The organism is Xanthomonas sp. WHRI 10204 (assembly GCF_040202875.1).
Classification (GTDB): domain Bacteria; phylum Pseudomonadota; class Gammaproteobacteria; order Xanthomonadales; family Xanthomonadaceae; genus Xanthomonas.
Window position 1 is genome coordinate 625,289 of record NZ_JBEGDW010000002.1, and the last position, 22,597, is coordinate 647,885.

At 60.1% G+C, this 22,597-nt stretch carries 23 protein-coding genes; 3 read left to right on the plus strand and 20 right to left on the minus strand.

Translation table 11 applies throughout. The features are described from left to right. Nucleotides 1-32: 32 nt before the first annotated feature. On the plus strand, nt 33-323 hold the full coding sequence (locus ABQZ00_RS13460) for a hypothetical protein (RefSeq protein WP_323538091.1): 291 nt from the start codon (nt 33-35) through the stop codon (nt 321-323). Nucleotides 324-374: 51 nt separating this feature from the next. Here ABQZ00_RS13460 and ABQZ00_RS13465 read toward each other — a convergent pair whose 3' ends face one another. From ABQZ00_RS13465 to ABQZ00_RS13510, 10 genes are all read right to left on the minus strand, one after another. Then, the gene (locus ABQZ00_RS13465) at nt 375-2,279 is read right to left on the minus strand and encodes a type IV secretion system DNA-binding domain-containing protein (RefSeq protein WP_323538090.1); all 1,905 of its coding nucleotides are present in this window, start codon (nt 2,277-2,279) and stop codon (nt 375-377) included. Then, nucleotides 2,263-3,774 carry an ankyrin repeat domain-containing protein gene (locus ABQZ00_RS13470; RefSeq protein WP_323538089.1) on the minus strand — a complete coding sequence of 504 codons (1,512 nt, stop codon included), beginning with the start codon at nt 3,772-3,774 and terminating at the stop codon, nt 2,263-2,265. The genes ABQZ00_RS13465 and ABQZ00_RS13470 overlap by 17 nt, the downstream gene beginning before the upstream one ends. A gap of 144 nt (nt 3,775-3,918) precedes the next feature. Next, nucleotides 3,919-4,041, minus strand: coding sequence for a hypothetical protein (locus tag ABQZ00_RS13475; RefSeq protein ID WP_275544259.1), 123 nt, complete (start codon nt 4,039-4,041; stop codon nt 3,919-3,921). A gap of 101 nt (nt 4,042-4,142) precedes the next feature. Continuing rightward, on the minus strand, nt 4,143-4,325 hold the full coding sequence (locus tag ABQZ00_RS13480) for a hypothetical protein (protein WP_316691597.1): 183 nt from the start codon (nt 4,323-4,325) through the stop codon (nt 4,143-4,145). A gap of 159 nt (nt 4,326-4,484) precedes the next feature. Next, nucleotides 4,485-5,192 carry a hypothetical protein gene (locus ABQZ00_RS13485; protein WP_323538088.1) on the minus strand — a complete coding sequence of 236 codons (708 nt, stop codon included), beginning with the start codon at nt 5,190-5,192 and terminating at the stop codon, nt 4,485-4,487. A 41-nt stretch (nt 5,193-5,233) separates the two neighbouring features. Beyond that, nucleotides 5,234-8,110, minus strand: a complete 2,877-nt coding sequence (locus ABQZ00_RS13490; RefSeq protein ID WP_323538087.1) for a hypothetical protein — start codon at nt 8,108-8,110, stop codon at nt 5,234-5,236. Between the two features lie 2 nt (nt 8,111-8,112). Next, complete coding sequence (locus ABQZ00_RS13495) at nt 8,113-8,682, minus strand: hypothetical protein (RefSeq protein WP_323538086.1); 570 nt, start codon at nt 8,680-8,682, stop codon at nt 8,113-8,115. A gap of 63 nt (nt 8,683-8,745) precedes the next feature. After that, nucleotides 8,746-9,852, minus strand: coding sequence for a hypothetical protein (locus ABQZ00_RS13500; protein WP_323538085.1), 1,107 nt, complete (start codon nt 9,850-9,852; stop codon nt 8,746-8,748). A gap of 64 nt (nt 9,853-9,916) precedes the next feature. Then, on the minus strand, nt 9,917-10,531 hold the full coding sequence (locus ABQZ00_RS13505) for a hypothetical protein (protein ID WP_323538084.1): 615 nt from the start codon (nt 10,529-10,531) through the stop codon (nt 9,917-9,919). 33 nt (nt 10,532-10,564) lie between these two features. After that, nucleotides 10,565-10,999: a hypothetical protein gene (locus ABQZ00_RS13510; protein WP_323538083.1), complete on the minus strand. Its 435-nt coding sequence runs from the start codon at nt 10,997-10,999 to the stop codon at nt 10,565-10,567. A 1,018-nt stretch (nt 11,000-12,017) separates the two neighbouring features. Here ABQZ00_RS13510 and ABQZ00_RS13515 point away from each other — a divergent pair. Then, a complete protein-coding gene (locus tag ABQZ00_RS13515) occupies nt 12,018-13,067 on the plus strand; it encodes a hypothetical protein (RefSeq protein WP_323538082.1) in 1,050 nt (349 codons plus the stop codon). 21 nt (nt 13,068-13,088) lie between these two features. On the opposite strand, the gene ABQZ00_RS13520 is transcribed toward ABQZ00_RS13515, so the two are convergent. From ABQZ00_RS13520 to ABQZ00_RS13560, 9 genes are all read right to left on the minus strand, one after another. Further along, the gene (locus ABQZ00_RS13520; protein ID WP_323538081.1) at nt 13,089-13,877 is read right to left on the minus strand and encodes a hypothetical protein; all 789 of its coding nucleotides are present in this window, start codon (nt 13,875-13,877) and stop codon (nt 13,089-13,091) included. 50 nt (nt 13,878-13,927) lie between these two features. Next, nucleotides 13,928-14,275: a hypothetical protein gene (locus tag ABQZ00_RS13525; protein WP_323538350.1), complete on the minus strand. Its 348-nt coding sequence runs from the start codon at nt 14,273-14,275 to the stop codon at nt 13,928-13,930. 26 nt (nt 14,276-14,301) lie between these two features. Beyond that, on the minus strand, nt 14,302-14,622 hold the full coding sequence (locus ABQZ00_RS13530; RefSeq protein WP_323538080.1) for a hypothetical protein: 321 nt from the start codon (nt 14,620-14,622) through the stop codon (nt 14,302-14,304). Continuing rightward, a complete protein-coding gene (locus tag ABQZ00_RS13535) occupies nt 14,619-15,086 on the minus strand; it encodes a hypothetical protein (RefSeq protein WP_323538079.1) in 468 nt (155 codons plus the stop codon). The genes ABQZ00_RS13530 and ABQZ00_RS13535 overlap by 4 nt, the downstream gene beginning before the upstream one ends. 277 nt (nt 15,087-15,363) lie before the next feature. Continuing rightward, the gene (locus ABQZ00_RS13540) at nt 15,364-16,359 is read right to left on the minus strand and encodes an HNH endonuclease (RefSeq protein ID WP_323538078.1); all 996 of its coding nucleotides are present in this window, start codon (nt 16,357-16,359) and stop codon (nt 15,364-15,366) included. A 79-nt stretch (nt 16,360-16,438) separates the two neighbouring features. Beyond that, complete coding sequence (locus ABQZ00_RS13545) at nt 16,439-16,981, minus strand: hypothetical protein (RefSeq protein ID WP_323538077.1); 543 nt, start codon at nt 16,979-16,981, stop codon at nt 16,439-16,441. Between the two features lie 32 nt (nt 16,982-17,013). Then, nucleotides 17,014-17,595 carry a ParA family protein gene (locus ABQZ00_RS13550; protein ID WP_323538076.1) on the minus strand — a complete coding sequence of 194 codons (582 nt, stop codon included), beginning with the start codon at nt 17,593-17,595 and terminating at the stop codon, nt 17,014-17,016. Nucleotides 17,596-17,792: 197 nt separating this feature from the next. Next, nucleotides 17,793-18,263: a hypothetical protein gene (locus ABQZ00_RS13555; protein WP_323538075.1), complete on the minus strand. Its 471-nt coding sequence runs from the start codon at nt 18,261-18,263 to the stop codon at nt 17,793-17,795. Next, nucleotides 18,260-18,454, minus strand: a complete 195-nt coding sequence (locus ABQZ00_RS13560) for a hypothetical protein (protein WP_180313345.1) — start codon at nt 18,452-18,454, stop codon at nt 18,260-18,262. Before ABQZ00_RS13560 ends, ABQZ00_RS13555 begins: the two co-directional genes overlap by 4 nt. A 165-nt stretch (nt 18,455-18,619) precedes the next feature. On the opposite strand from ABQZ00_RS13560, the gene ABQZ00_RS23850 reads away from it, so the two are divergent. Then, entirely contained in the window at nt 18,620-20,542 is a 1,923-nt protein-coding gene (locus tag ABQZ00_RS23850) for a type 4 pilus major pilin (protein ID WP_503064291.1), read from the plus strand. A gap of 54 nt (nt 20,543-20,596) precedes the next feature. Here the strand turns inward: ABQZ00_RS23850 and ABQZ00_RS13565 are convergent, their stop codons facing one another. Further along, complete coding sequence (locus tag ABQZ00_RS13565) at nt 20,597-22,549, minus strand: ATP-binding protein (RefSeq protein WP_323538074.1); 1,953 nt, start codon at nt 22,547-22,549, stop codon at nt 20,597-20,599. Nucleotides 22,550-22,597 lie beyond the last annotated feature (48 nt).

Genomic DNA, 22,597 nt, shown 5'->3' on the forward strand with positions numbered 1-22,597 from the left:
CAGCCGGGCATCCACTTAGCGCGGGGGAAAACATGACTGACTATTGCATCACCGCAGTAAGGCGTGCAAATAAGGACGACAACCGAGTTTCGCATGTAAACCTCTGGGAGTTGACGTTCGACAAGGAAAAAAATAGAAACGTCTGGCGCTCCTGCGGAGCGAAATCCACGGCAGACGTGGTCAAGCTTCTTGCGGATGGACACCGCGTCCGCTCAGGGAAAGAAAACGAAACAACCATCACGCCAGGCGCCGATATCGAGTTCGTCCTGCGAATTGCTCAGAACGATGATCGGGTCAAGATTGGGGAGATGCCCGAATTTTGAATCCCGGCCTATCTGCAACTTCCCCGATCTGTGGAAGGATCGGGGCATCTTTTACTTCTTGAAGATGGCTTCGAGCTCTTCCTCAGAAACCGCACGCAACCGTGGCGGCGCGCGCCCTCGCCTCCCCAGTTCAGCCGTGGCTTGGTCCGCAGTCATCTTGAGCACGCGCTGGACCTCTGCTGCGCTCTCCGCGTTGCTGGGTGGCATAGGCTTCTGCTCCACTGGCTGGGCGCCCTGCTTCGTCCACCGAGCCCGCTTTTGTCCCTCCCGCACCTTCGGGTAACTGACACCCGGCCAATCCAGCATGAGTAGATCCAGGTTTGTCTGAACGAGGGCCCGAATGCCCCAGCGCTCCTTGCCGAATGCCTTCCCTTTGCGAAAGCCCAGATCGTCGGTGAGCCGCCCTGGCGCAACGATGGCTTTGCTTTCCTCGTGAACGGTGGCCTTGTCGTCGTGGGTGCGCCACGCCACGGTGCGCTTGCCCAGGTTCCTGGAAATCTTATCCCGCGTCTCGCCCACCTGTAGTTGGCAGATAATGTGTGTGCCAACCAACCCAGAAAAAGCTTGGGCAGTCTTATCGCCGTAGACTTTTTCAACTTGGCTCCAGTCCTGAACCGCCATGGCTGCAACCACGCCTTTGCTTCGGCCCAGGGCTAGCAGCGGCTCGATGTTGAGCTTGCCTGCAGAGGTCAACTCATCAAAGAAGAAGCCCAGGAAGCGGCCAGATTCGTCGTCCGGCAGGCTTGGCCCAATGATCTCCGGCACCGTGACATTGATCATGGCGGAGATGTAGCTGCGCGCCAGAACTTCATCCGGGCCAGATTGAACAATGACCTGCTTGCGCCCGGTGTAGTCGTCGCGGATCCAATCCAGCATGGAGAACATGCGATCTGGGTTGCGCTCCGGCCACGCCAGCGCCAGGCGCTCGATGATCGCTGTTCCGTTCGCGACACATGCCATCACACTGCTCGTCGTGCCGCTTTCGACATTAGAAATCAAGACAGCGGCGCGGGGGTAAGCGATAGAGAGCGCGGCGTGCATGGTTATCGCGTCTCGTGCCAGTCGATCTGCCAGTTCGCTCCACCCCCATGCCTGCCCTCGCGTCGCTTGAAGCTCTCGGACGCAGCCTTCAACGATTGCCTGAGCGGCAGACGCCCAGAATGCTCCTGCCCCTTCTTCGGGCGGGATGATGGTTTGCGCGAAGGCAGCGGCTTGAGTGACGGTTGCCACGTCGCGTCCCACGTCCCAGACATAGCTGCGTTTGTCGAACGGGCACACGATGATCGGACGCTTGAAGGTGCTGCTAAAGTCTCCTTTGATGTCGAAAATAAAGGCTTTCTTGTCCTGTTCAACGACCTGCGCCAGCAGGTGCTTGAGGATCACGGATTTCCCGCTTCCAACGCTACCGTAAAGAAACGCATGGCGAGCTAACAGCTTCTTAGAGACCACCCAGTCCGGGTGCAACGACAACGCATGCAGCTCGTTTGCCTGCTCCCGCTTCTTGAGCGACCGGCGGCGCGCCTCAGTCAACGCCTCTTTGCCTTGAAGCAACTGCGCCCCAGAAACGTGCCAAGTGTTGGACCGGGGAATCAGGCCGCGACGCGTCACCCAGGCAGCCGCCGAGCAAGCCACTCCAGCCGCGATGCCCACCCGGGCCAGGGTTCCGACGGTCGCCTGCTCGCGTGCCAGGTCCCACCAGGCTGCGGCTGGCTCACGCAGGGACATGGTGGCCGTGGCGGCGTTGACCAGCGCTGCGACGCTACCAGTGAGCGCCTGGCCGAAATTCATCAACGTATGAGTGCTGGGGATTTGCCAGACCAGCCACAGCGACGCGGCATAGGACAGACTGGCGATGCAGGCAGCCGACAGAAGCGCCTGAGGCCAGTAACGCACCTTCTGGCTGGGCGGAACGTGGCTTGGAACCTGCCACGACCAGCAGTCATAGATCGATGACACGTCTTTTCTCCTTGTTCTGTTCCCTGTGGATCTCGCCCGGCTTGCGGCCGCCGCTGTCCCGCTGATTGGGATCAGCTCCCCCGGCCATCAGCTCCAGGCAGGCCCGCCCATGCTTGTGCTGAGCGGCCAAGTGAAGCGGGGACTCGCCAACGGCATTGGTGAGCGAAGGATCAGCCTGAATCTCGATCAGCCGGCGAACGATGGCGTGGGCGCCCATGCGAGCAGCCTGGTGAAGAGGACGATCTCCCGACTCATTCGCAAGGTTTGGATTCGCCCCCAAGAAAAGCGCAGCGTCGATAACCTCCGGTGACTCCAGCAAAATTCCTTCCTCCAACCAGCGCTGGAGGGGCGCTCGGATCGGCAGATAGGTTCGAAGCGCGAGCGCCGATGCAAGAACCTCGGCTTCGTGGAAGCGAGCAAGCTGGACGCCATGAGAAGCGATTAGCCGCTGTTCCAGCTCAGCGGCTTGCACGGGGTCTACCCCGTAGCGCTCCAGTTCTTCAGCAGGGAAGTGCCTCACGCGTTTTGCCAAGCCCAGCGCGACGTAGGTCTGGGCCACCAACTGACCGGCTGCCATATCGAGCGTCCTCGTCCCGGAGGGCCCTTCAATCGCGGGATCAGCACCGCGCTCGAGCAAACGCCGGACGATGGCGCCCTCACCTTGCCGTGCGGCCAAGTGGATGGGCATCAACCCACGGGCACTGGGGCAGTTCGGATCGGCGCCCATGCCCAAGCACGCGTCCACCGCGGCCAGGTTTCCCAGCGTGGCGTTTTCGCACAGCCAGGTCTGCCACGGCGCCCCGAACAGCCCAGAGTGCTGGCAGTGCTGAAAAGCAGCAGCCAGCACCTCGCTCCCGTGCATCGTGGTCAGCGCGCCGCCGTGGGTCTGGATGAGGTGCTGCTCGGTGGCCTTGGCTTGGTCCTCTGGGACTTCGTAGCGCTGAAGCAGCCCGACGATGTCCAGGGGTGGTAGGGGTAGCGAGGGGAGCTCAGGCTGGGCCCGCATGGCCTGAAGCCGGTGGGCGGCGGTGCGGTTGGCCTGAACCTGATCGATCGATTCGCGGAGCTCCGACAGCAGTCCGGCGCGTTGGTCGTCGAGTAGATTCGTGTAAGCATGGGCCAATACCGGGTGCTGCAAAGCGCTCCTATCGAGCGCCTGCTCGAGCGTTGCGGGCTCGGTGACGTGGATAAGTTTTACGGATGCACCTTTCCACAACTCCAAATCCATCCCCCCGAACCGGTGGTTGGATCGAATGACCCAGTCGAAACCCGCCGGTGTTGAGGTATCCAAGCCTGCCACTTGGTCCTCGCGGCAGAACTGCTCGGCCAAGGCGAGCGCCTGCCAAGCATCAGCGGTGACGAGCGCTTCGTGGTGCTTGCCGTAGAACCGGGCCAGGGTCAGCGGGTGAAGGATGGGGTGGAGCAACGACTCATGGGGACGATTCAAAAAATCGCCCCCGCTCAGGTTTGCTTGATTGTTGATGTGGGGTTCCATCCCCATTGCATACCGTTTTTTTTCAGTTTGGCAATCAGCTACAAATCTCGATGCTCTAGGCCATGCCGATTAGAAGTCCTGCCTGAAGGACAAACAAGACGATGTGCAGATCTATTTGCTCCAAGTCCTCCCGGAGCCAGGCCGTCATGCAAGCCAACCTGCGACGTTGGCGACCACGTAGCTCACCACGGAAAATCCGCCCAGCGTGAGCAACAGATTTCCCACGTTATCCACGGAATATTCGTAAGCATCAGCGAAAATATACATAGGGACCTCCCCCGATTGTGTTTTGTGTAACCCCAGTCAAACACAAATGCACACATTGGCAAGCGCAAAAATGCGAAATTCCCGGCAGTTTTTCTGTTTAGTCAACTCGTTGGTTGTTGCTTGATGAGATGGGCTTTGATCAGCCGGGAGAGAGCGTCTGCCAGGGAATAACCGTGTTTGCGCGCATACGCCTCCAGGGCTTCGCGGCACTCGGGCTCCACCCGTGCATTGAGCACTGCGGTTCGTTTGGGCCTGACAAATCGCTTGGGGTTGTTGTTGTTCATTGTTTCAGCATGCGTCCGCTTTTTCCTTTGTCAAACCCCATCCATGCTGTTGCTTTGAGCCGCTTTTGACGTTGCTTTTATGGGTAGATCGGGCCACTCATGATTCGACGCTTCATACAGAAAGGGCCCCGAAGAGCTCTTTATGGGAAGCGTCGGTCTTCACTGACGGAAGACGTTGGGCTGGCGCTCGCGATCCTGCTTCTGCCAGTCGAACTCGTTCTCGTATTTGCGCATCTTTTCCTGCTCGGCCTTGGCGGTGGCAGCGAAGGTGGCAAACCCGAACTTGCCATGACCGTATTGGGGCACGTCGGCATGCGTTCCCTGCTCCTGATGGGCCTTCTGACGGCTCTTCCGCCACTCGTCCACCCGCATCATCGGCGTCTCAACCCCACCATCGACGCGCTGTTCCTGCTTTTTCTCTTCCGAGGGCAGCATGCCCAGTCCCTGGCGCTGCTTGACGGTCTCGTTGAGCTCGTCTTGCTTGCCTTGCATCCGTGCCTGGTGCTTGGCGACCACCTCCGGCTCTGATTGCCGGGACCATTCCCGGATGTCGTGACGGGCCTTTTTCAGGCCGGTCTCGATGCTCTTCAGCCTCTCATCGTATTCGGCCCGCTGCTTACGAAGGAAGAGCCCGGGGCGCCCAGCCACCTCCATCTCGTGGCGTTGAAGGCCCAGGCTCTGAACCTGCTCCTCCAACTGGGTGATGCGCTCCGGATCAAGGCGCTTGTCCAGCGAGCGTTGCATCTTGTCTACGCCCCGTTGCTCACTCTCGGCTTTCCGGTCGAGGGAGGTCCATTGCTTGGCGTCGTCGCTGGTGGAAGCGGCCATGCGATTACGGAAGTGCTGGTCTTTTTCGATATTGTTCATGTTGATTGGCTCCTACGGTGGGGGATGGCTGGGAGGGAGGCTTACGCCGCCCTTGATGCTTTGATGGCCTTGACCACATCGTCGACCTGGTCCAAGGGCAAGAACGGGGTCTTGCAGATGTCGGCACGCCGAACCCCGGCGCGGTTGAACCAGAGGATGGCCCGGCCCTGCTGGTTCAGCAGGCCATTGAACTCGGACTTGGAGAACAGCGGCTGGGACTCGCGACGCCCGCTTGCTGGGATCTCGAGGTCTTTTGTGGCCTGGATGCCTGTGAACTTCTGTCCCACCCATCGAGCCTTGCTGACGGGGTCGATGTGAGTAGCCACTACGCGACCAGCACCGGCCTTGCGCAGCTGCTTCATGCCGGCTGCATTGGGGTGGTTGGGATCGAACAAGGCGTTGTCCAAGACCATGTCAAGCCCGCCGTCGTAATCCAGACCGACACTTTTGCTCCGAAAAGTTGTCATTTCTTCTACCCCGAAGCGCAGCTCCATGTATTCGTAGCTCTGAGGCGAGGTGCGATACAGGGCCCAGTTCTGGAAGCTGTTGCAGAACTGCTGGGCAGCGGCTTCCGGCAGCTTGGCCAAGATCCCTTCGTAACCTTGCGTGGCGTAGATACACGCCATTTTGGTTGAGCGCGAGATTGGCAGGATGCGCTGCTCTTCCCGGCCGATGAGGTTCTGGCATTCGTCCATGATCTGGATGACGGGCAGCTCACCGCGTGCGCGCCACTCGGCCTCGCTGACTTCGTTACGAAGCTTGATGCCGGTGTAGAGCCGTTGGCTGATGAGGTTTTGGACCAAGATGCCGGCCGTCCCGTGCCGGGTATCTGGGACGTTGACGCCCATGGACGTCCCCTTCAGCACGTCCCCAACGTTGACCGACCCGTGCTCAATGCTGTGCCACGGCACCCCTTGATCGTCCACCAGGTATTTGCCGCGCATGAGCGGCACCAGCCGGTTCTGAACGTTGGCCATGAAGCTGCCACGGGTCTCTGCGGCAAAGGCCGGCCACGTCTTCAACACCCAGCCGAACGACTGCTGAAGCAGCGAGCCGGGCTGTAGCAGATCCGGATGGATGGTCTGCGGGGCCCTGGCCAGTCGCTCCGCCCATTCGGCTTTGCGCGCAATGAAATCTTCGTCGTTGCCTAGGTGGATGGGCTGAACACCGATGTAGCGGGCCGCAGCCAACAAGCCCTCGCCGGGAATGTTGCTGTTGGTGCGAACGTCTCCAATGGCTTGAATGAGCTTGTCGAAGCGCTCCAGCGTCCACTTCCACTCGCGCTCTTCAGCAAGCGCGTGAATGCGCTCATCCAATTCCTTGCCAAGCCTGGTCAATGCTTCATCAATGTCAGCAACGTCTCTGCCATTGGCTTCTTCGCGATCCCTGACCTGGAGCAATCCTTCAATTTCAGTCTCCAACTCAAGCTTCTTCGCCGCGTCCAGCGCACGCAGCTTGAGCTCATGGTGATGAAGCGCTTCGAGGATCACGGCGGCGTGGTCAATGACCAAGCTCGAAATGCCGGTCCAGATGTCCGCGTTGTCGTCTTCCATCTTGGTGTTGGTCAGCGCGGCTTTCAGCCCCTGCGCGTCCAAGCCTTCAATCAGCCCCAGGTGGACGCCGGTCTCGATCACCATGTCCAGCATGCCGCGGACCTCGCCCGCCAAGGCGCCCTTGCCGCAGAAGACGGCGAACGCACACGGATAGCCAGATTTCAGGATTTCGGCCATCAACCAGCGGATGTAAGCCGACTTGCCCATGCCGGTTTCGGCCCAGATCATGGCGTGCATGAAGAGGTCTTCAACGGAGATACCGGCCGGCGAGTTGGTGTCGTAGGATTTCTTGACGCCCTTCTTCCGCAGGTGGCCCAACGCCACGCCCCACTGGATGAAGGGGCTGGGGTCGGCCAGCGCTTTGCGGACCTGGGTCTCCAGCGCCTGGCTGTTGAAGTTCTCCATGAGGCCTTGCTTGCCCAGGTTGAAGCGCGCGCTTTGGGATTGAAGGACCAAGGTCCGTTCTTTGTAATCCCGGGCGTAATAGACGAAGCCATAAGCTCCCGCCATCACGAACCAGAGGAAGCCGCCGATGACCGGCGGGAAGAGCATCGTCATGGCAATGGCGCCCAAGCCGGCGGTGTTCCACAACGCAAACCCTTTGATCCGCGTCCACCGACCGCCCCAGGCTTCCTGTTCCTGCTCAACGGGTGCAATCAGGCAATAGAGCAGTCCGAGAAAGAGGTAGACGTTGAGAATCGTTGCAAACACGCCAAAGACAAGGTCGTTGGATCCAGCCGCCAGGAGGAACCCTTTGGCTGCTGCAAGGGGAAGGATGAAGGTCAGCACGGTTGCCCTGAATGCCTCGGGCGCTTTCTCGCTGCGCGCGATCGCGCGAATGTAGGGCACCACCGCCGGGAGCAACACCCAACCCAACCAACCCACAAAGGGGATCGAAGTCACGGCGGCGATCACGGCAGCGATGATCGGCAGGGCCGCATACATCAGGAATAGCGCGGTGCTGTCCCCACCTTGCAAGCGGTCGTGCGGATGGACAAGGCTTTCAATGACCTGGCCGTCCCTCGACAACTCGGCACGTCCTTCCTGGTTCTGCAGGTCCCGCGGAGCAGAGGGCCAGAACGGTGCGAACTTCGCGTCATTCTCATCCAACGCATCAGGGACGACGTAGGTGTTGGTTGTTGCGTCGTAGACGGCACCCAGTGCCTCCGCCTTGGGCCCGTAACCGGCGGGCACCACCAACGTGCGGCTCGACACCCTGTTATGGGCGTTCACTTGCCCGCGAACGTTGGCAAAGCGTGCGGCGACGTTGAACCACATGCGATCGGCCACCGGTCTGGCTGGTGGTCGCAGCAGCACGCGGTGTTTGAACTGGACAGCGATGTCCAACAGCGAATAGATGTTCATGATCATTGTCCCCCCTTAGCCCTCAACTCGTCCCATACGCTCGAGCACAACACAATGTCACTCTGTGCAAAGCGATCCGCTCGATATTTGTTCTCGCAATTCGCTCTGACCTTTGGGTCATCGATCGCCTTCGCCTCTTGAGGCGATGTATCTAAGCCGAGCAAGGCTCCTAGCGCCTTGCTGCCCTTCTTTACGTCCCACGTGCTGAGCAGCGAAGCGCCCTGACCAATGGGAGAGCCCTTCCAATCAGCGAAAGGAGCAGAGGCCAATGCACAGACCACGCTGACAGCGGCAACGGCCAAGAACGTTGCTTTCGGAATCTCCGCCTTGCTCACCAGTCGGGCCTCCTCCGCGTGCTGCTGGTCGATCTGCCATGTTTTGAAATCGTGTTTGTGCTCTTGAACCGGACGGTCCACAGCCAAGTAGTAGTAACTATCAAGGACATCCTGAAGTGTGCCCCGAAGACCCAAGCCCTCAGGGCGACCGAGGAATCTCTCGCCATGCCAGCGCATGAAGCGGGAGGTAAACGAAACCCCCGTTCTTTTGTATGGAAGAAACAACCAACCCAACATAACGCCTCCCTTTTGTGTAAATACCCACTACTTGTAATGGATCATTTGGTTTCGGCAAGGGGATCAGTTGATCCCGGCCTTTTTTGCCCATGCATCCATGTCGCCATCGGCTTTTTCCTGCCATCCGTTTGTTCCATCGGGTTTTGGCTGGAGCTCGGGGACGACGGAGGCCTTCGGTTTTGCCGCTTGCCGGACCGGGGGCATCGAAACCTTGGGTGCGGGCTTGGCATTGGGTGTGATCGCTGGGACAGGCTTTGTGGCCGGCGCTTCAACCGGGAGGATCGCGACCGGTAGGGGCGTAGCCTTTGCGTCTACGGTTGACGCAGGCCCGCGCTCCACCGGCACGGCCACCGGCAGCGGATCAACGACGGGAGCCGGGCCCGGAGTGGCAACAACCGGGGGCACTGCCACTGCGGTTGGCGTGGACGCAGGCACGGCCGACGTTTCGGAATCGTGGCGAGTGACCCACCATGCCGTAGCGCCAGCAAGCACCAGGCCAACAAGCGCAGCCCCGGCCAAGGTTTGCCAGCCCTTCGCCCGGCTCGGCACGTTGTTGGGAGCATGGTCTGGCGTTGCTGATACGGCGGGCGCCCCCTGGGGAATACTCTCGGGCACGGATGGGGATTGCTGATCAGCGGTGACAGGGTCCACCACTTCATCGGGCAGGTCGCGCAACTGCGGGAGCGTGCCCATCCCGTCGTAGATCAATGCAGCGACTGCGGGGTTCTCACGAAGCGCCTTGGCTTCCATTGGAACCAGTCGCTCAAGCAGCGCTGTCTCGTCCTCCGACTCGACCGTGGCTTCCGTCACAACCGGTGGTGAAATCGTCTCGGGCTCAACCAGCAGGAGCCCGGCAGGCGCAGCGGATGGAATCGCGGCGGCGGCGTTTTGCGCTCGCTCTGCTTCCTTCTTCCCCTTGGCCTCTGCTGCCCGGCGTGCGATGGCGTCTTGGGCCTCCTTGGATTTTTCGACCGCCTTCTCTGAGATCTCTTTGGCCTTGTTCCCGAACACGCGGCCCCAATGCTTGGCAGCGTTCATGACCTCGCTTGCGCCTGGCGAAGGAGCGGACCGCTCAGGGCTCGGCGTCCCTGGCATTGCCGGGCCGTCGTCAAACATTTCAGCCAACTCTTGGAGGCGGCGGAGCTCTTCAGGGGATGGGTTGTTGCTCATGGTTCCTCCAGGAGATTGAGAGAGATTTGGACCAGGGGCTCACGCCCCCGGTCCACGGCTGGCATCAACGAACGTCGGGAATCGGCGTGACACGGATCAGGAACGGCTCGCCGTTCTCTCCGCATGCCACTTCGGCCTTGTGGCCTTTCAGGGCACCGCGGCTCTGCAGCTCATCAAAAGGAATCGGACAGACAGCCAGGTCACCGCCTTCGAACCGAACCGTCAGTTGAATGTTCGAACGCTTGATCAGGGCGGCCAGCTTGTCCAAAGTTGCGGACGTCTTCTGGTTGACCGGCGCCATGTCCTCGGGCTTGTAGCGAATGGTCAGTGCGTCCAACGCCTCTGCTTGCCCGTCCTGGGTCTGGATGGTCTTAACGCGGATCTGAGCATCCAAGCCAGCAGCCTTCGCTGCATCTGCCACTTCTTGGGCTTCCTTGACCTGGGCGCGATAGCTGGCAATGCCACCCACTACGGCGGCGGCAGCACATGCCACTGCCGCCTTGTCTTTCTTTCCGGTCAGATAGGCCAAGCCACCGCCGGCCAGGCATCCGATGCCGCCGGCCTTGAACAAGCGCAGCTTGTCCGTCGTCTTCTGCGGTTCGGGCGCGGTGTCTTGGCCAAACGACAGACCCGGGGCGAGCAATGCGGCAATGGTGAGAGCGAGTGCAAAACGTTTCATGGATAGATCTCCTTTGAGGCAGTGGGGGAAGCGTTAAGAGCCGCTGGCGTAGCGCTGCCAGTCGGTCGAGGTGGGGTTGGAGGGCGCCGTCGCCGCTTCTGGCCGGGACTTGCGCGGGCTTTCTTTGGATGGCTCGGATGGCGACAGGAACTGGGAGAACGCCTTTAGGGTGTCCACCACCAAATCTCTGTTCTCGTGATTCGACGCGCTCTGCTCGGCTCGCAGGTCCGCCATGAAGCTTTCAAGTGCCAGGGCACTGCGGCTTTCCGAATCGCGAACGGTGGCTCTGATCTGGCTCAACGTTTTTGAAGTTTCCAATCCCAGCGCTTCGCCGCGGTTCTTTTCGAGAACAGCCAGGCGCAGATACTTATTGAGCGAAATTCCCATCTCTCGCGCGCAATGCCGTGCGTTCTCCAGCTCATCACTGGCGATGTTGAAAGACTTAGTTAATAGCGACTGGCGAACCACTTATCCCCCTGCAATAAATATCCATACCCAATGGATTAGCAGAGGATTTAAGAAGCGCAAGTGGGCTAAGCCGGGAATCTTTTGATTCCCAGTGGTTTCCTTAACTTTTCATCGCAACGCTTGGCTAGGTTGTTAGCCAAGTCTGAAAACAAGGCGTAGCAAGGCGTTCATGGGTGGAAACGCGCAGCATTTCTAGCCAGGCCGGAAAACACCGGAGGTGCGACTTGTGTATGCCCCACTCCCTTCACCTTTCGGAAAACCTTTAACGGTGACTAGGGAGACAAATCGGTTCCTCGCAATCGCCCCCCAGTTTTCGCTCCACCGCTCTTGCTCTTCCGCTTTTCCCCGGTAGTTGTATGAGAAAGCCCTTCACTCAAGACAACCTGGAGACCCCTATGACCCTGGCCTTTGCTCCACCGCTGCCGCCCAATGCGTTTCGCCTCGCCCCTGCAACCCATCCAGCCCCAGCCCGCGTCACCCTGCTCACCTACGATCAGCGAGGCCCCTCCTTCTGTAACAGAGACCCCGATAGCCCCCATGTCCCCGCCCCACCTGTCACCCCTGTTTCCGTTGAGCGATTCCTTGGGGTCTGGCTGGCGTGTGCTGGAGTTCTGCAGTGCTGCTCGGGTGTTCGGAAAGCCCTGACTCCATCCGTTTTAGTCAACTCTTCATGGGGGTTCGGGTGGACGAGTGCTGGGGTTTCGGCGCTCTGTTTGGGTGCCCTAAAAGCGTTGACACAAGCCGCTTTAGTCAAGCGGCTTGTCCTTGCTTCCGTTCGCTGCACCTCGGCCTTCGATCAGCGTGTTGAGGTCCAGTGCTGGCCTGGGACCGGATCAGCGAAGCGGGCTCTTGGTTTTTTGTTGGGCGGTTGCTGGGGGCGTTCGACAGGCTCGGAAAAGCGTTTTAGTCAAATCTTTTTCAGGCTCCTGCAGTGCACCTCTGCCCCTGTTCTGCGTTCTGCGTTCTGCGTTCTGGGTGCTGGGTGCTGGGTCTGCGTTGAACGGATTGGGGGCTTCCCATGCTTGAGTTGACCCCGTTCTTGAATGCCATCGCCCGAGCCGATGCCCCGCTGGAAGGCAAGGCCAATGGGTGGCAACGCAAAGCGGGCTTGGCGGAGTTCGGCGACGCCTGCGCCTTCTGCTCCGCTGCGCTGGACCTGTCCTCTTCCAAGTCCTGGACTGCTACGCCGCTCGTCACCGCGCAACTGGGCGGCCCCGCTGGCGTGGTGGAGAACTGGGTGCCTGCCTGCCGTCCCTGCGCCGCGGCCAAGGGCATGCGAGATATCGTGGGGTGGTCCGAGTGGCAGGCGTCAGCACACCCTGACCGGGTTGCCTTGCTGCTGGAGCGGCGGCGTGCTGCATTGCTGTATGCCGAAAATCACTTCACCCCATTGAGCCGTCACGCCAACCGTGAGCGGCTGCTGGCCCACCTGTCCGCTCGTTTCGACGAGCCCCGGTTCCGGGTCTATGCGTGGTCCGGTGAGGTGGATGGGGAGCGCGCGTGCTTGGTGGGCTGGAGCACCCGAGCCGGGGATGACCAGGCAGTGGGTGAGAGCAAGCTGGCGTTACGGATGAGGGACGGTGCAGAGGTATTGGCAGAGGGCCAGGTGACCCTTCTGCGGGTTCCGGTGAGCGGGTTCTTGCCTGCCGTATGGGCGCTCATCGAGGCGCATGGGATCGTCGTGGAGCTGGATGTGCCAGGCGATGGCCCGGTGGACGTAGACGACTGGCGGGAGTGCTGGCGTCACCGAGTGCAGGATCCTGTCAGCAACCACAAGCGGGTTCCGATGACCGGCGGCCCGGCGCTGCCGTATGCTCCCCGTGTGCTGTCCACGAACCCGGATTCCGTTCGCCGGCTAGCCCAACTGCAAGCCGCGAAACGGGCCGACAGGCTGGAGGAAGCGGAGCTGCTGTATCGCGAAGCGGTGGCCCGAAAGGCCAAATACCTGGAGCGTGTGAAGCGTGGCTTGGAGGCCCCTATGCCGCTGGACGAATACGGGGCTTGGGCCGATGAGGTTAGATCTCTACAGACTGCCTGGGCGCGTTTGGTAAACGAGAGCCCGGGCTAACGCTCGGCGCGGAATGCGGGCCTATGCACCAATGACGTATTCGTTGCCCTTGATCTTCTGCAAGTAGGCCCATGTGCCAGACAGCGCCAGGTTCGAAGGCGTTGTTTGCAAGCGGAAGGCGCGATCACGGTAGGCATCGCCCGAGTCGCAGTAGGCGGTAATGAAGTCGTAGCCCTCCTTCCCGTGGAAGCGGAACCGATCCCCTTCTACACACTTCAGCAAGGCCTCTGGGAAGCATTCCAGCACCTTGCGCCTCCCGAACTTGACGGTGAGCGTCTGCGGCCCGTCCTCGTCGAACACCACCTCGTATGAGCTGGCCTCAATCTTCAGGAGCTCGGACAGGTGATGGATGGTTCCATAGCCGTCGTTCTCCACCTGCCCGCACATGATCGCCATGCGAGCCTCGGCCGGGAAATGCTCCCAGCGCCAGTTCTGTATACGGTGAGGATAGGGGAACCAGTGCTTCTCCAGGCACTCGGGCACGAGCGTGTGAAGTTTTTTAGCGTTGAACCGTGGGCTGCGGGACACGATTGAGCCGGCTTGGGCGACCAGACCGCGGATCTGCTCCACGTCGAGGCTCTCGCCTTTCAGCCGCTCATCTGGGATGCCGTGTGCCTTGAAGGCCTCTTCCGAAGATGGCCTGGCCACCTCCTGGTAGCCGGTATACATGGCAGCAGGATGCGCCTTGCCGTCCTCCCCCTTCTCGACCAGCACGCACATGACGTGGATGATCGGATCGTCTCGGGTCACACCGGTAGTGTCTGCCTCCACCAGCAGCACGGGGAAGTCGATGGGCTTGTTCCTTGCCATGGCTATAGCATCCCTGACGCATGAGGCGGAAGTCCGTGTAAGCCCACATCTTACAGTTCGCTGGCCTCGGCCTCGCCATTGGCTTGTTGGTTGAACCACCCCGCATAGGGGGAGTTCTTCACCAGGCGCCGGTTCCAATCCGGATCCCCATCCGCCCACCACACCGGGCACCGTTCGCCTAATGCCCTCTTCGCGCTGTCCACGGCACGCCGGGCGGCGGCCAGTGCCTCCTCGTCCCCGTTGGACTTCGCTGACTTCACGGCCCGCCGCGCGTCCATCAACTCGTGGACCAGGCGTTCCCTCTCCGGCCCGCTTAGGCCAGGGTTCGTGGCTCGCAGAGCCCCCCCCCTCACGATGAGGTAGCCAACCGTGTAGTGTTGGCAACGCCACCTAAAAATTCGGAATACAGCGTTCGCTGATGGGACTAGAGCCTACGCGTGTTGATGTTTCGGATTTCCGTAAGCGCATCATTCCAGCCATCCGAATAGCCACCTTGAGCCCGCTGGTTCGCGCTAGAAATGTCAGGCTTTCCTGGGAACTTGATCGCATCAATTGGACGCTCCTCAGAACTAACGTGTTGCGTATGCTCTTCAAGTTGAATGCGCTCTATAAGAGCTCTGAAACGCTCCCATACAGCTATAGGAATGAATGCTCTTTCCGCAGGAATCGAGTTCCCTGATTTATAAAAAGGGTCGATCTCGTTAAGCAGCTTAATCAACTCGTCGTATATAACCTGATTACTCATCTACCGCTCCATGATGATCCGTCACCTGAGATTATCAGATCGTCAAGTGGCTTCCCCAAGCGCATGTGCGCCGGCCCTAGCCGCTGGATCGCATCGAAGCGGAGCTTGTAGTCCTCTACCTCCCAGAGCCAGGCCTCCTGGACCTCGTAGGCAGGGTTGTAGAGGATCCAGATCAACCGGTCCCAGTCGTAGTTTCTCGGCTTCGGCACCCAGGTCACCGCGCTCCCACGCTTCCCACTAGGCCGGTTTCCCTTCACTTGGTAGCGCAGGCCTCGGTAGACGAAGTCGTAGCCCCGTTGGACTGCCGTTGCAGCCCTCATGCTTGTGGAGTAATCGGCCAGGGGACAGCCCAGGAGCACGGCAGCATCATGCTCGGACAGAGCCGATGTGATGGATGGGGCATTGCCGAATGCCCTTTCCCAGGTCAAGGTAATTTCTACCAACTGTCGTCGAAGATCTTCCAAGATTGATGCTCCTTTCGAATATTCTAAACGTGCTTTGCCAAGCACATTGAAGCAATAGCTCAGCATTCCAATCGCACATGAGCGCGCTTCGACCGTTCACCTATTCTGGTCCAGGCACCGGTCCACCAACTGCCGTAGGGCCTAGGTGAGCGAGATCCCCGCTGCCCAGGCATCGGAAACGAACGGCTCACCCACCTCATCAAGCACACGGAGATCCAACTATGCGGCGGTGTGGCGCTCGCCATGGCCGCCATTCCGCGTCGGCCTAGAGCTGGCTTTAATCGGCGGCCCGGCCCTGCCTCGCGCTCCCCCTCGGCCGTTGAAATACCTCGTCCCGATGGAGTTGGAGGTAGTGCTTCAACACATCACCGGGCAAGCTTCTCAGACGCGCCTGTGCAGGAATGAGCCTTTTTGCAATGAGTTCTTCTTCTATGAAAGCGTCAGCAAAAAGCGCACGACCATCGTCGTCGAAGGTCATCAAGCCCGAATCGAACAGCGCATCAAGGGTCGCCACAAGCGGCAGCCCATTGTCAGGATCCAGACGTGGATCCGGCGCGCCCGGTAGCGACTGATTGGCTTTCACCACGTATGCCCAAGGCTGAACATGCGAGGCGCGAAGCAATGGCTCCACTGTGCACCCAGTGACGGCACAGCGCCGGCCCCAGCGATCAAGCACCTCCTGCCGAAAATTTCCTTGACCTAACCGCGCATCGATCAGTTGCTTTCGCGTGGTAATGGAAGGTTCTGAAGAAAGCTGCTGAAGTTCCCGCAGTAGAAGAGAGCCTTGCTCATTGTGGCCATCATCCGACAGGTAGTCAGATGGCATCAACGACTCGCCTTTGATCCAGATTTCGTAAAGATTCCCGTGTTCTTTCTTTAACCAGCTGCCAAGCCGTTTCATTTTTGATGCGAATACTGAGCTCGTTTTTGCAAGAGTTTCCAGAGGGTAGACCTCTTGCTTGACTAAATCGTTCCAGCTTCCGGTCTCAAAAAACCCCTGGAGCACTTGACGGCCACTCTTCTGAGACTTTGCGAACCCCAGCACATGGCTGTTACGCACTCTTCTAACTACCAGCAGCGGATTTCCTTTCCACGCGTCAACGGCTTTCCTGCCCAGAATCAGCGTGGGATTTCGCATGCCTGCATACGTGGCCATATAGGCATCCAACGGGCCCAGCACCCGCCTCACCTCAGCCAATGCCCTATCGAGCCCAGCCGCCTCTTCGGGTGACATTCCCAGTGCAACAACCGCAGGTTCATTGCTGATGAGCATCTTCCATTGCCTCTGCTAAATTTAAAAACACCCCCATCTGAGGGGCTCGATCGCCTACTACGGCCATTGCGTGGAGGGATCAGCGAGTTTTTCGACTTTTTGCGACGATGGCCTTCCGGACCTGCTTGCGCACCGGATCCAAGTCATCGGCCGCTGTTGTGACCACCAAGCGCCGCTTGCTCTTTTTGAGCTCCTGGCAGGCCCAGGAAGCCAACGCGATGATCGCTGTGGTAACGATAGGCTGCTCTTCCCCGGTGACGTCCTGAATCTGCTCACGGAGCTTCGGCGGCACGGTGACCATCGTTCGCTCCACACGCGTCCCGTTCTCGTCGCGGTAGTCAAACATCGTTGAATCGCGGCCCACCTCCAGGTAGATCCTCTGCCCGGATCGGGTGTAGGGCGCCTCTTCGCTGTAGTCGAAATACGTTCTGCGACCCGAAGCATCGCCGGCGGCCACCATCAGCTCGGCCAGCTCCTCTTCGGAGAACTGCCTTAGGTTGATGAGTGGCGCGTATTCCCGCTTCGGCTTGGAGTGCACCACCTTGGCGGCGGTTGCCAGGTTCTTGCGGGCCGGCAACTTCTTGGGCGTGGATTTCTGTGTGGGGGACTTCTTGGCAGCCATGAGGTCAGGCAGGGGTAGCAACGGGGCCTCCATCATGCAGTCCCCCGCGCGTCGGTCAACCTTTTTTGGATAGCTCCACCCACCCTCAAAATGTCCTCCCGCGCCTTTTCTACGCCTGCGCCTCTCATGCTGAAGACCGTTTCGCCCAGCTCGTAGTAGCTCGCCAAGGCCGCACGCTCGGGGATGACGATGGCCCCGGCCAGGCTCGGGTCTGCCAGCCGGCGGCGGTGTTCTGCACGCTTCATGTTGACCCGATTGGCCACTGGCAGGAAGGCCTTGCCCTGTCGCTGCAGGGTGTCAATCGTGCGTAGATACACCACAAAACTGCCACCATCGAGCAGAGTCGGGACGATGTAGAGATCCGCGTCTGGAAGCTGATCTTTCACCGGGGCGCTGGGCGGCAGGTCCTGAATCTCCAGGTCAAACCCTGGGGAGGAGGAACGACCGACGGTGAACGGCGTTTCGTCAGAGAGAGCGGCCCATGCGACGGAACCGCATTGCGGATCGCGATCGTTGACCAGGACGCGGGACTGGCTGGCAAAGGCGGCCGCCAGATTGAGTGAAAGCGTGGTGCGTCCCACGCCCCCTTTGAAGCAGCAAACAACCAGTCGCATCGCGCGGAATCCTTTTATGAGTAGGTTATGCAACACACTACGATGCAAACCTATTCCCGCAAGCCCTGTGCAGCTAGTGGAGCGTTGTCATGCAGACGTCTGGGGTTCAGCGCCACCATGGCCCGGCGGGAGCCGCGGCCCACCCCGCCTTTTCTTCCCCAACGCTTTTCGGCGGCGAGCAGCCGCCGACTCTGGCTTCATGCGACTTCCGCGATGTGCCGTGGGGATTGAACGAACGCCGGGTGGTGGCGGTGAAGTTCGGTGTTCATCCGGTCCGCGGTGTGGCGCGCAAACCAGGCGTGCATGGCGGGGGCAAGGACGCCCTCGCAGACTTCAGCCAACGTCTTACCATCGGCTACACGGCGCTGTTCCAGCTTTCCAAGGTGGTTCCTCTTAACGACGAACCGCTCACCGGTCCGCACCAAGGGATTGGCTCCCGCATCCAGAAGCGCTGCAACCATGGCCGCATACCGGCCTGCTCGGTGGCGGTCTGATTTGAGCACGTTGGCATACATGACCGCGGCCACCGCCAAAGGGGTAATACCCGGGTCACCGACCACGCCGGCATCCAGGTCCGGGGTTCCTTGGAGCGCGCGCAACCAGCCGTAGAAGGCCAACGAATCGTTCGTTTGGATGGCCCGGATGAGGTTCTCGGTTGAGGCGCTCATGCGAACCGCTCCCGTTCGTTCTTCCAGCGGCGCTCGGCGCGGGCTTTGGCGGCCAAACGGACGACGCGCTGCCGCTTGTTGACCAGACGGTCCAAGCCGTTTGAACGATCGCACGTCAGGCTGGGGGTCAGGAGCTGAAACGACGCCACATCAGTGATCGCGTCGATCGAGCTCATCGTAAATACCTTCATGGCGCATCCTTTTATGAGTTGGTCGATTTACCCATTAAACCGACTCAACCCATGCAACCATGCACACAACGATTGTCAACCCACTGATTTGAAAGATATTTGACTAAAAACATCCAATCGCGGGAGGGACTTGCCAAATCCGTCTCCTGTCACATGCTGGACAGCATGAACACAGTCTCTTTCCAGCGCCGTCGCCCCTTCCTTCCCCACGGTTTTGCCCTGGTAGAACTGCTCATCGCGCTGGGCGCAAGCGCAGCCATAGGAGCGGCAGCTCTGATCTTCTATCCCCGGGTTCAGACGCGCGTGTTTGTAGCAACGGACGTGGAGAACTTGCGCGCCTTGTCCAGCGCGATAGACCGGTCCTACGGCGTCATTGGCACCTATCGAAACGTCAGTGCGTCAAGCGTGGTGGAGGACAACCTGGCCCCCAGTGATTTCCGGAAAGCGTCGTCTGTGTCGGCGCTGACCAACGCTTGGGGCGGGCCCATCGCCATCACACCGACTACCGTTCGACGCTTTGGAGACAGCTACACAGTGGCATTCACCGGCGTGCCTCGCCGCGCCTGCGCGCCCTTCCTTTCGACGATGGCCGGTGATCCCAACGTGCTGGACGTGATCGTGGACAACACCAGTGCGAAGCGAAACACGGGCGGGCAGCTGGACGTGCCAACGCTGGCGGCCGCGTGTGAGGAAGGAGGCCAGCGACTGGAGGTGCTTTATTATTCCGGCCTGGCCGGCGGTGGCTCTGTGGCCGCCCTTATTGATCTACCCGTTCCACCGGCCCGTTCTTCCCTTGATCCCCCGCAGGCGATGCCGGTTGGTCCGATTGGCTCGGCGCCAGACGTGGGCGATGCGTTGCCAGGCGCACCCGGCACTCCTTTGCCCGGCATGTCGCATCCGGCTCCTCCTGCAGTCCCAGCCCCGCCCCCGGCCGCGTCGATCCCGCTGGTGCCGCAGCCCTCGCTCATTGGCCTTCCTTACCCGTTGCCACCGGCCTTGGTGCCTTGCAAGCAGGCAGAGGCACAAACGCAGACGAGCACGTGCCCGGCGGGAACGTGGGGGACGGAAACGCTACGGACCCGGACCGTTTGTCCGGACGAAGGCGTTGATCCCAACACCGACGCGGCGTGGGCGCATCCGGAGGCGTGGGCCAGGCCTGTTGTGGTGACGGCAACGATTGCCAGCAGCTGCCAGGCATGCCCTACCAACGAGCGGCAAACGCAGGCCCAGTGGGTCACTCGCACGGGGTCATGCCCTTCCGGGATGACCGGGAACGTGTCTCAGGAATGGGAGCAGGTCCATTCTCGGGACATCACCTACGCCTGCCCTGCTGGACGCACCACGGCTCCATTGCCCAACGTCGGGGGATGGTCCGCCTGGTCGGATACGGGCAACCGGCGCAATCCGGTCAATACGTGCGTGCCCACGGCCCCGCGGTGCAGCGATGGCAGCTTGCAGGTGGCGGCGTGGTATTCCTCAGATTATGTGGATCTTCCACCTGCGTCGGGGTCTTCAGCGAACCAATACTGGTATCCAGACGCAGTGGTTCGTTTGACTCCAGCGGAGAGTGCACGGCTGCAATGGGCATTGAACAACGTTCCGGTGACCCGCGTGGAGACCCCTGCCCCGATACCAGGGAACTGGCCGGCGAACGTCAGCGAGTCAGCGAGCTACGCAGAGCAGTGCAACGCGTTGGGAGACGTTGGAAACATCACCTACGCCTATTCCTACGACTTCGAGTGCGTATCCAACATGGGCATGCACTACTGCGACTACAACTCGACCGGCGGGGGCACTTCCATGGCGGTTTGTCGTCAGGCCTGCGCCTCAGACTTGGTTGGGAAAACGAACAATCCCTACCACTGGGAGTGGCCGAGCACCGCGACGGTTACGTCCATCCCCTCCGTTACCTGCACGGGTCAGCCCGGGTGCTCGCCCAACGGCGGGTATGGGAGCCAAGCTGGATTGCCTGCATGCACTGAGAGCAACGTGGGCCAAGCCATCGCTTACCGCTGGTATCGGCAGTTCTACAGCCCAGTGAGGGTGGACTACCAGGCGCTTACGCTAACTTGCCGAGGGCCCGTATGAGCTACAGGTAGGATCGGGTGTTCAGTTGTGGCACTCATTGGCAGACCAGTGAAGCTACTCAGTCGGCGGCACAAACGATGCCTGGCTTGGCGTCCCCATGACCTTCTGGACAAGCTCGTAACCTGAAACCTCCTCATATCGGGAGGGGATTCTTGCCTTGAGCCCATGGAGGCGACGATTCGCCGTCAATGCGAGCTGGTTGTAAGTAGTCGCCGTCACGCGACCGCGCCGCGAACCGTTGTATTCCCGGTCAGTTCCCGTCGAGATGTTGGATGCCACCGAATGACCGACAACGAACGCATGGAAGAACGGAACCCCTTCAATGCCGCCACTCGAGACAAGCTCATCGACATACTCAGCTGCCTGATTCATCTCAGGCCGGCCTATTTCAGAGCGCCCCTTCTTTAACTCGATGAGCAAGACATCGCGCATCATCACGAGATGGTCTCTCGCGCTATCGAAGCTCTCTGTCCCCACCATCGAGATGGTGGCATCAGCGAGGACGACGATATCCGGGCGTTTCGCAGCATTGGCGAAGAATTGATCTACCTTTCTCGCTTTAAATAGGCTGGTGGCGACCGTGCGCAGAGTGTTGTTCGACGCATACTCCGAGCTATCGAACTCCGGTCCGAACAGCCAACGCGCCTGTGTCACAAGCGGGTGGAGGGTATGCAGTTCGTCCGCTTCCGGGTCGCCGCTGAGCTTCTCCATGGCGGCGATGATGGACAGACGACTGTCGATCTCATCCAGAACGGTAAGCGCATCCTCCACAGTCCACTGCCCAAGCAGTCGATCCAGCCCGTCGATGTCATGCTCATCCAGCTGCATCAGCTTGTCGAGGAAACTTGCACCGCTGCGCCCCTTCTGAATCTTGATCACCGCCTTGACCACTTTACTGAGGGTCTCCGGCGATATGCCTGGTTGGTCCTGCACTACGGTTTTTGTGAACTGGGCCACTTCAAGCATGGAACGTCGTGGGAGCGTCCGCAGATCTTCTCGATTCTTGTAGAGAGCGTCCTCGGAGTTTTCCTCGATCAGGTTGGCGGACAGCTTTTCGACCATTTCCTGGGCATAGTCATTGATCGCTTTGAAAAGGTGCTCAGTGCGCTCCGTGGCCTTGAACTTCGACCAGTCCGGTTCGACTTCTGATAGCCACTCCGCTCCGCACTCAATCACAATGGCGTAGCGCTTCGCGAAGCGCACCCGCCCGTCCAAAACGGCCCTTGGCCCAACTGTCCAACTCGGCAGACCCACCAACCGATTGCTCACCCAGAACGCTACGCCCTGGTAGCGCGTGGATTTGGCCGTGCGTGTCGTGTCCACCACATAGGCGGTGACGCTGAATCCGCGTTCGACCTGAATGTTGCGCTCTTCCAGAAGGCCTTCATGCTGGGACAGAGGAACTGACTGGCCGTTCACCGAGACGATGAACTGCGGGTCGTGCAGGAAGCGACCCGACAGAACCGTCCTGATCCGATCTGGATCGGGGCGGTGTTGTTCAACTTCCACCAACAACCGGGTGCCGTGGCCCAACCGCCTGCCCACGTGATGACTATGAATGTAGAACGGCGACGGCTGATTTCTGGTCCCAATCACGAAGGTCGAGAGAACGCCGTTCGTCCAGGTTTCGACTGTGTAGTGATCAGAAAAGCACAACAGACCGTGGCGACCTATGCCGTTGCGCCCAAAGGCCATGCGCACCCAATCGTCGCGTTCAGAGGGAAACTGGACGTTCTCCCCCTGGGTTCTTTGCCGGTTGTATCCCAAGGTCATCCAGCGCTTACGAAACTGGTCCTCGGTCATTCCATGGCCATCGTCCTCAACCGACAGCAACCCACCCGTCTCCGCCGGGATGATCACACCTACTTTGGCCGCCCCCGCATCCCACGTGTTAGCTACCAGCTCAGTGAGGGCCATGTCTGGGTCATAGCCAATCCGCCCCAGCGACCGCAGCACGTAGTCTTCTTCAAAGAGAGCTTCGTTGGCTGCCGTGCCCTTCTTGGCCATGGGGATGCCCGCTAAATGCTTGATTGTGAATGTGTGCAAGACTATGCA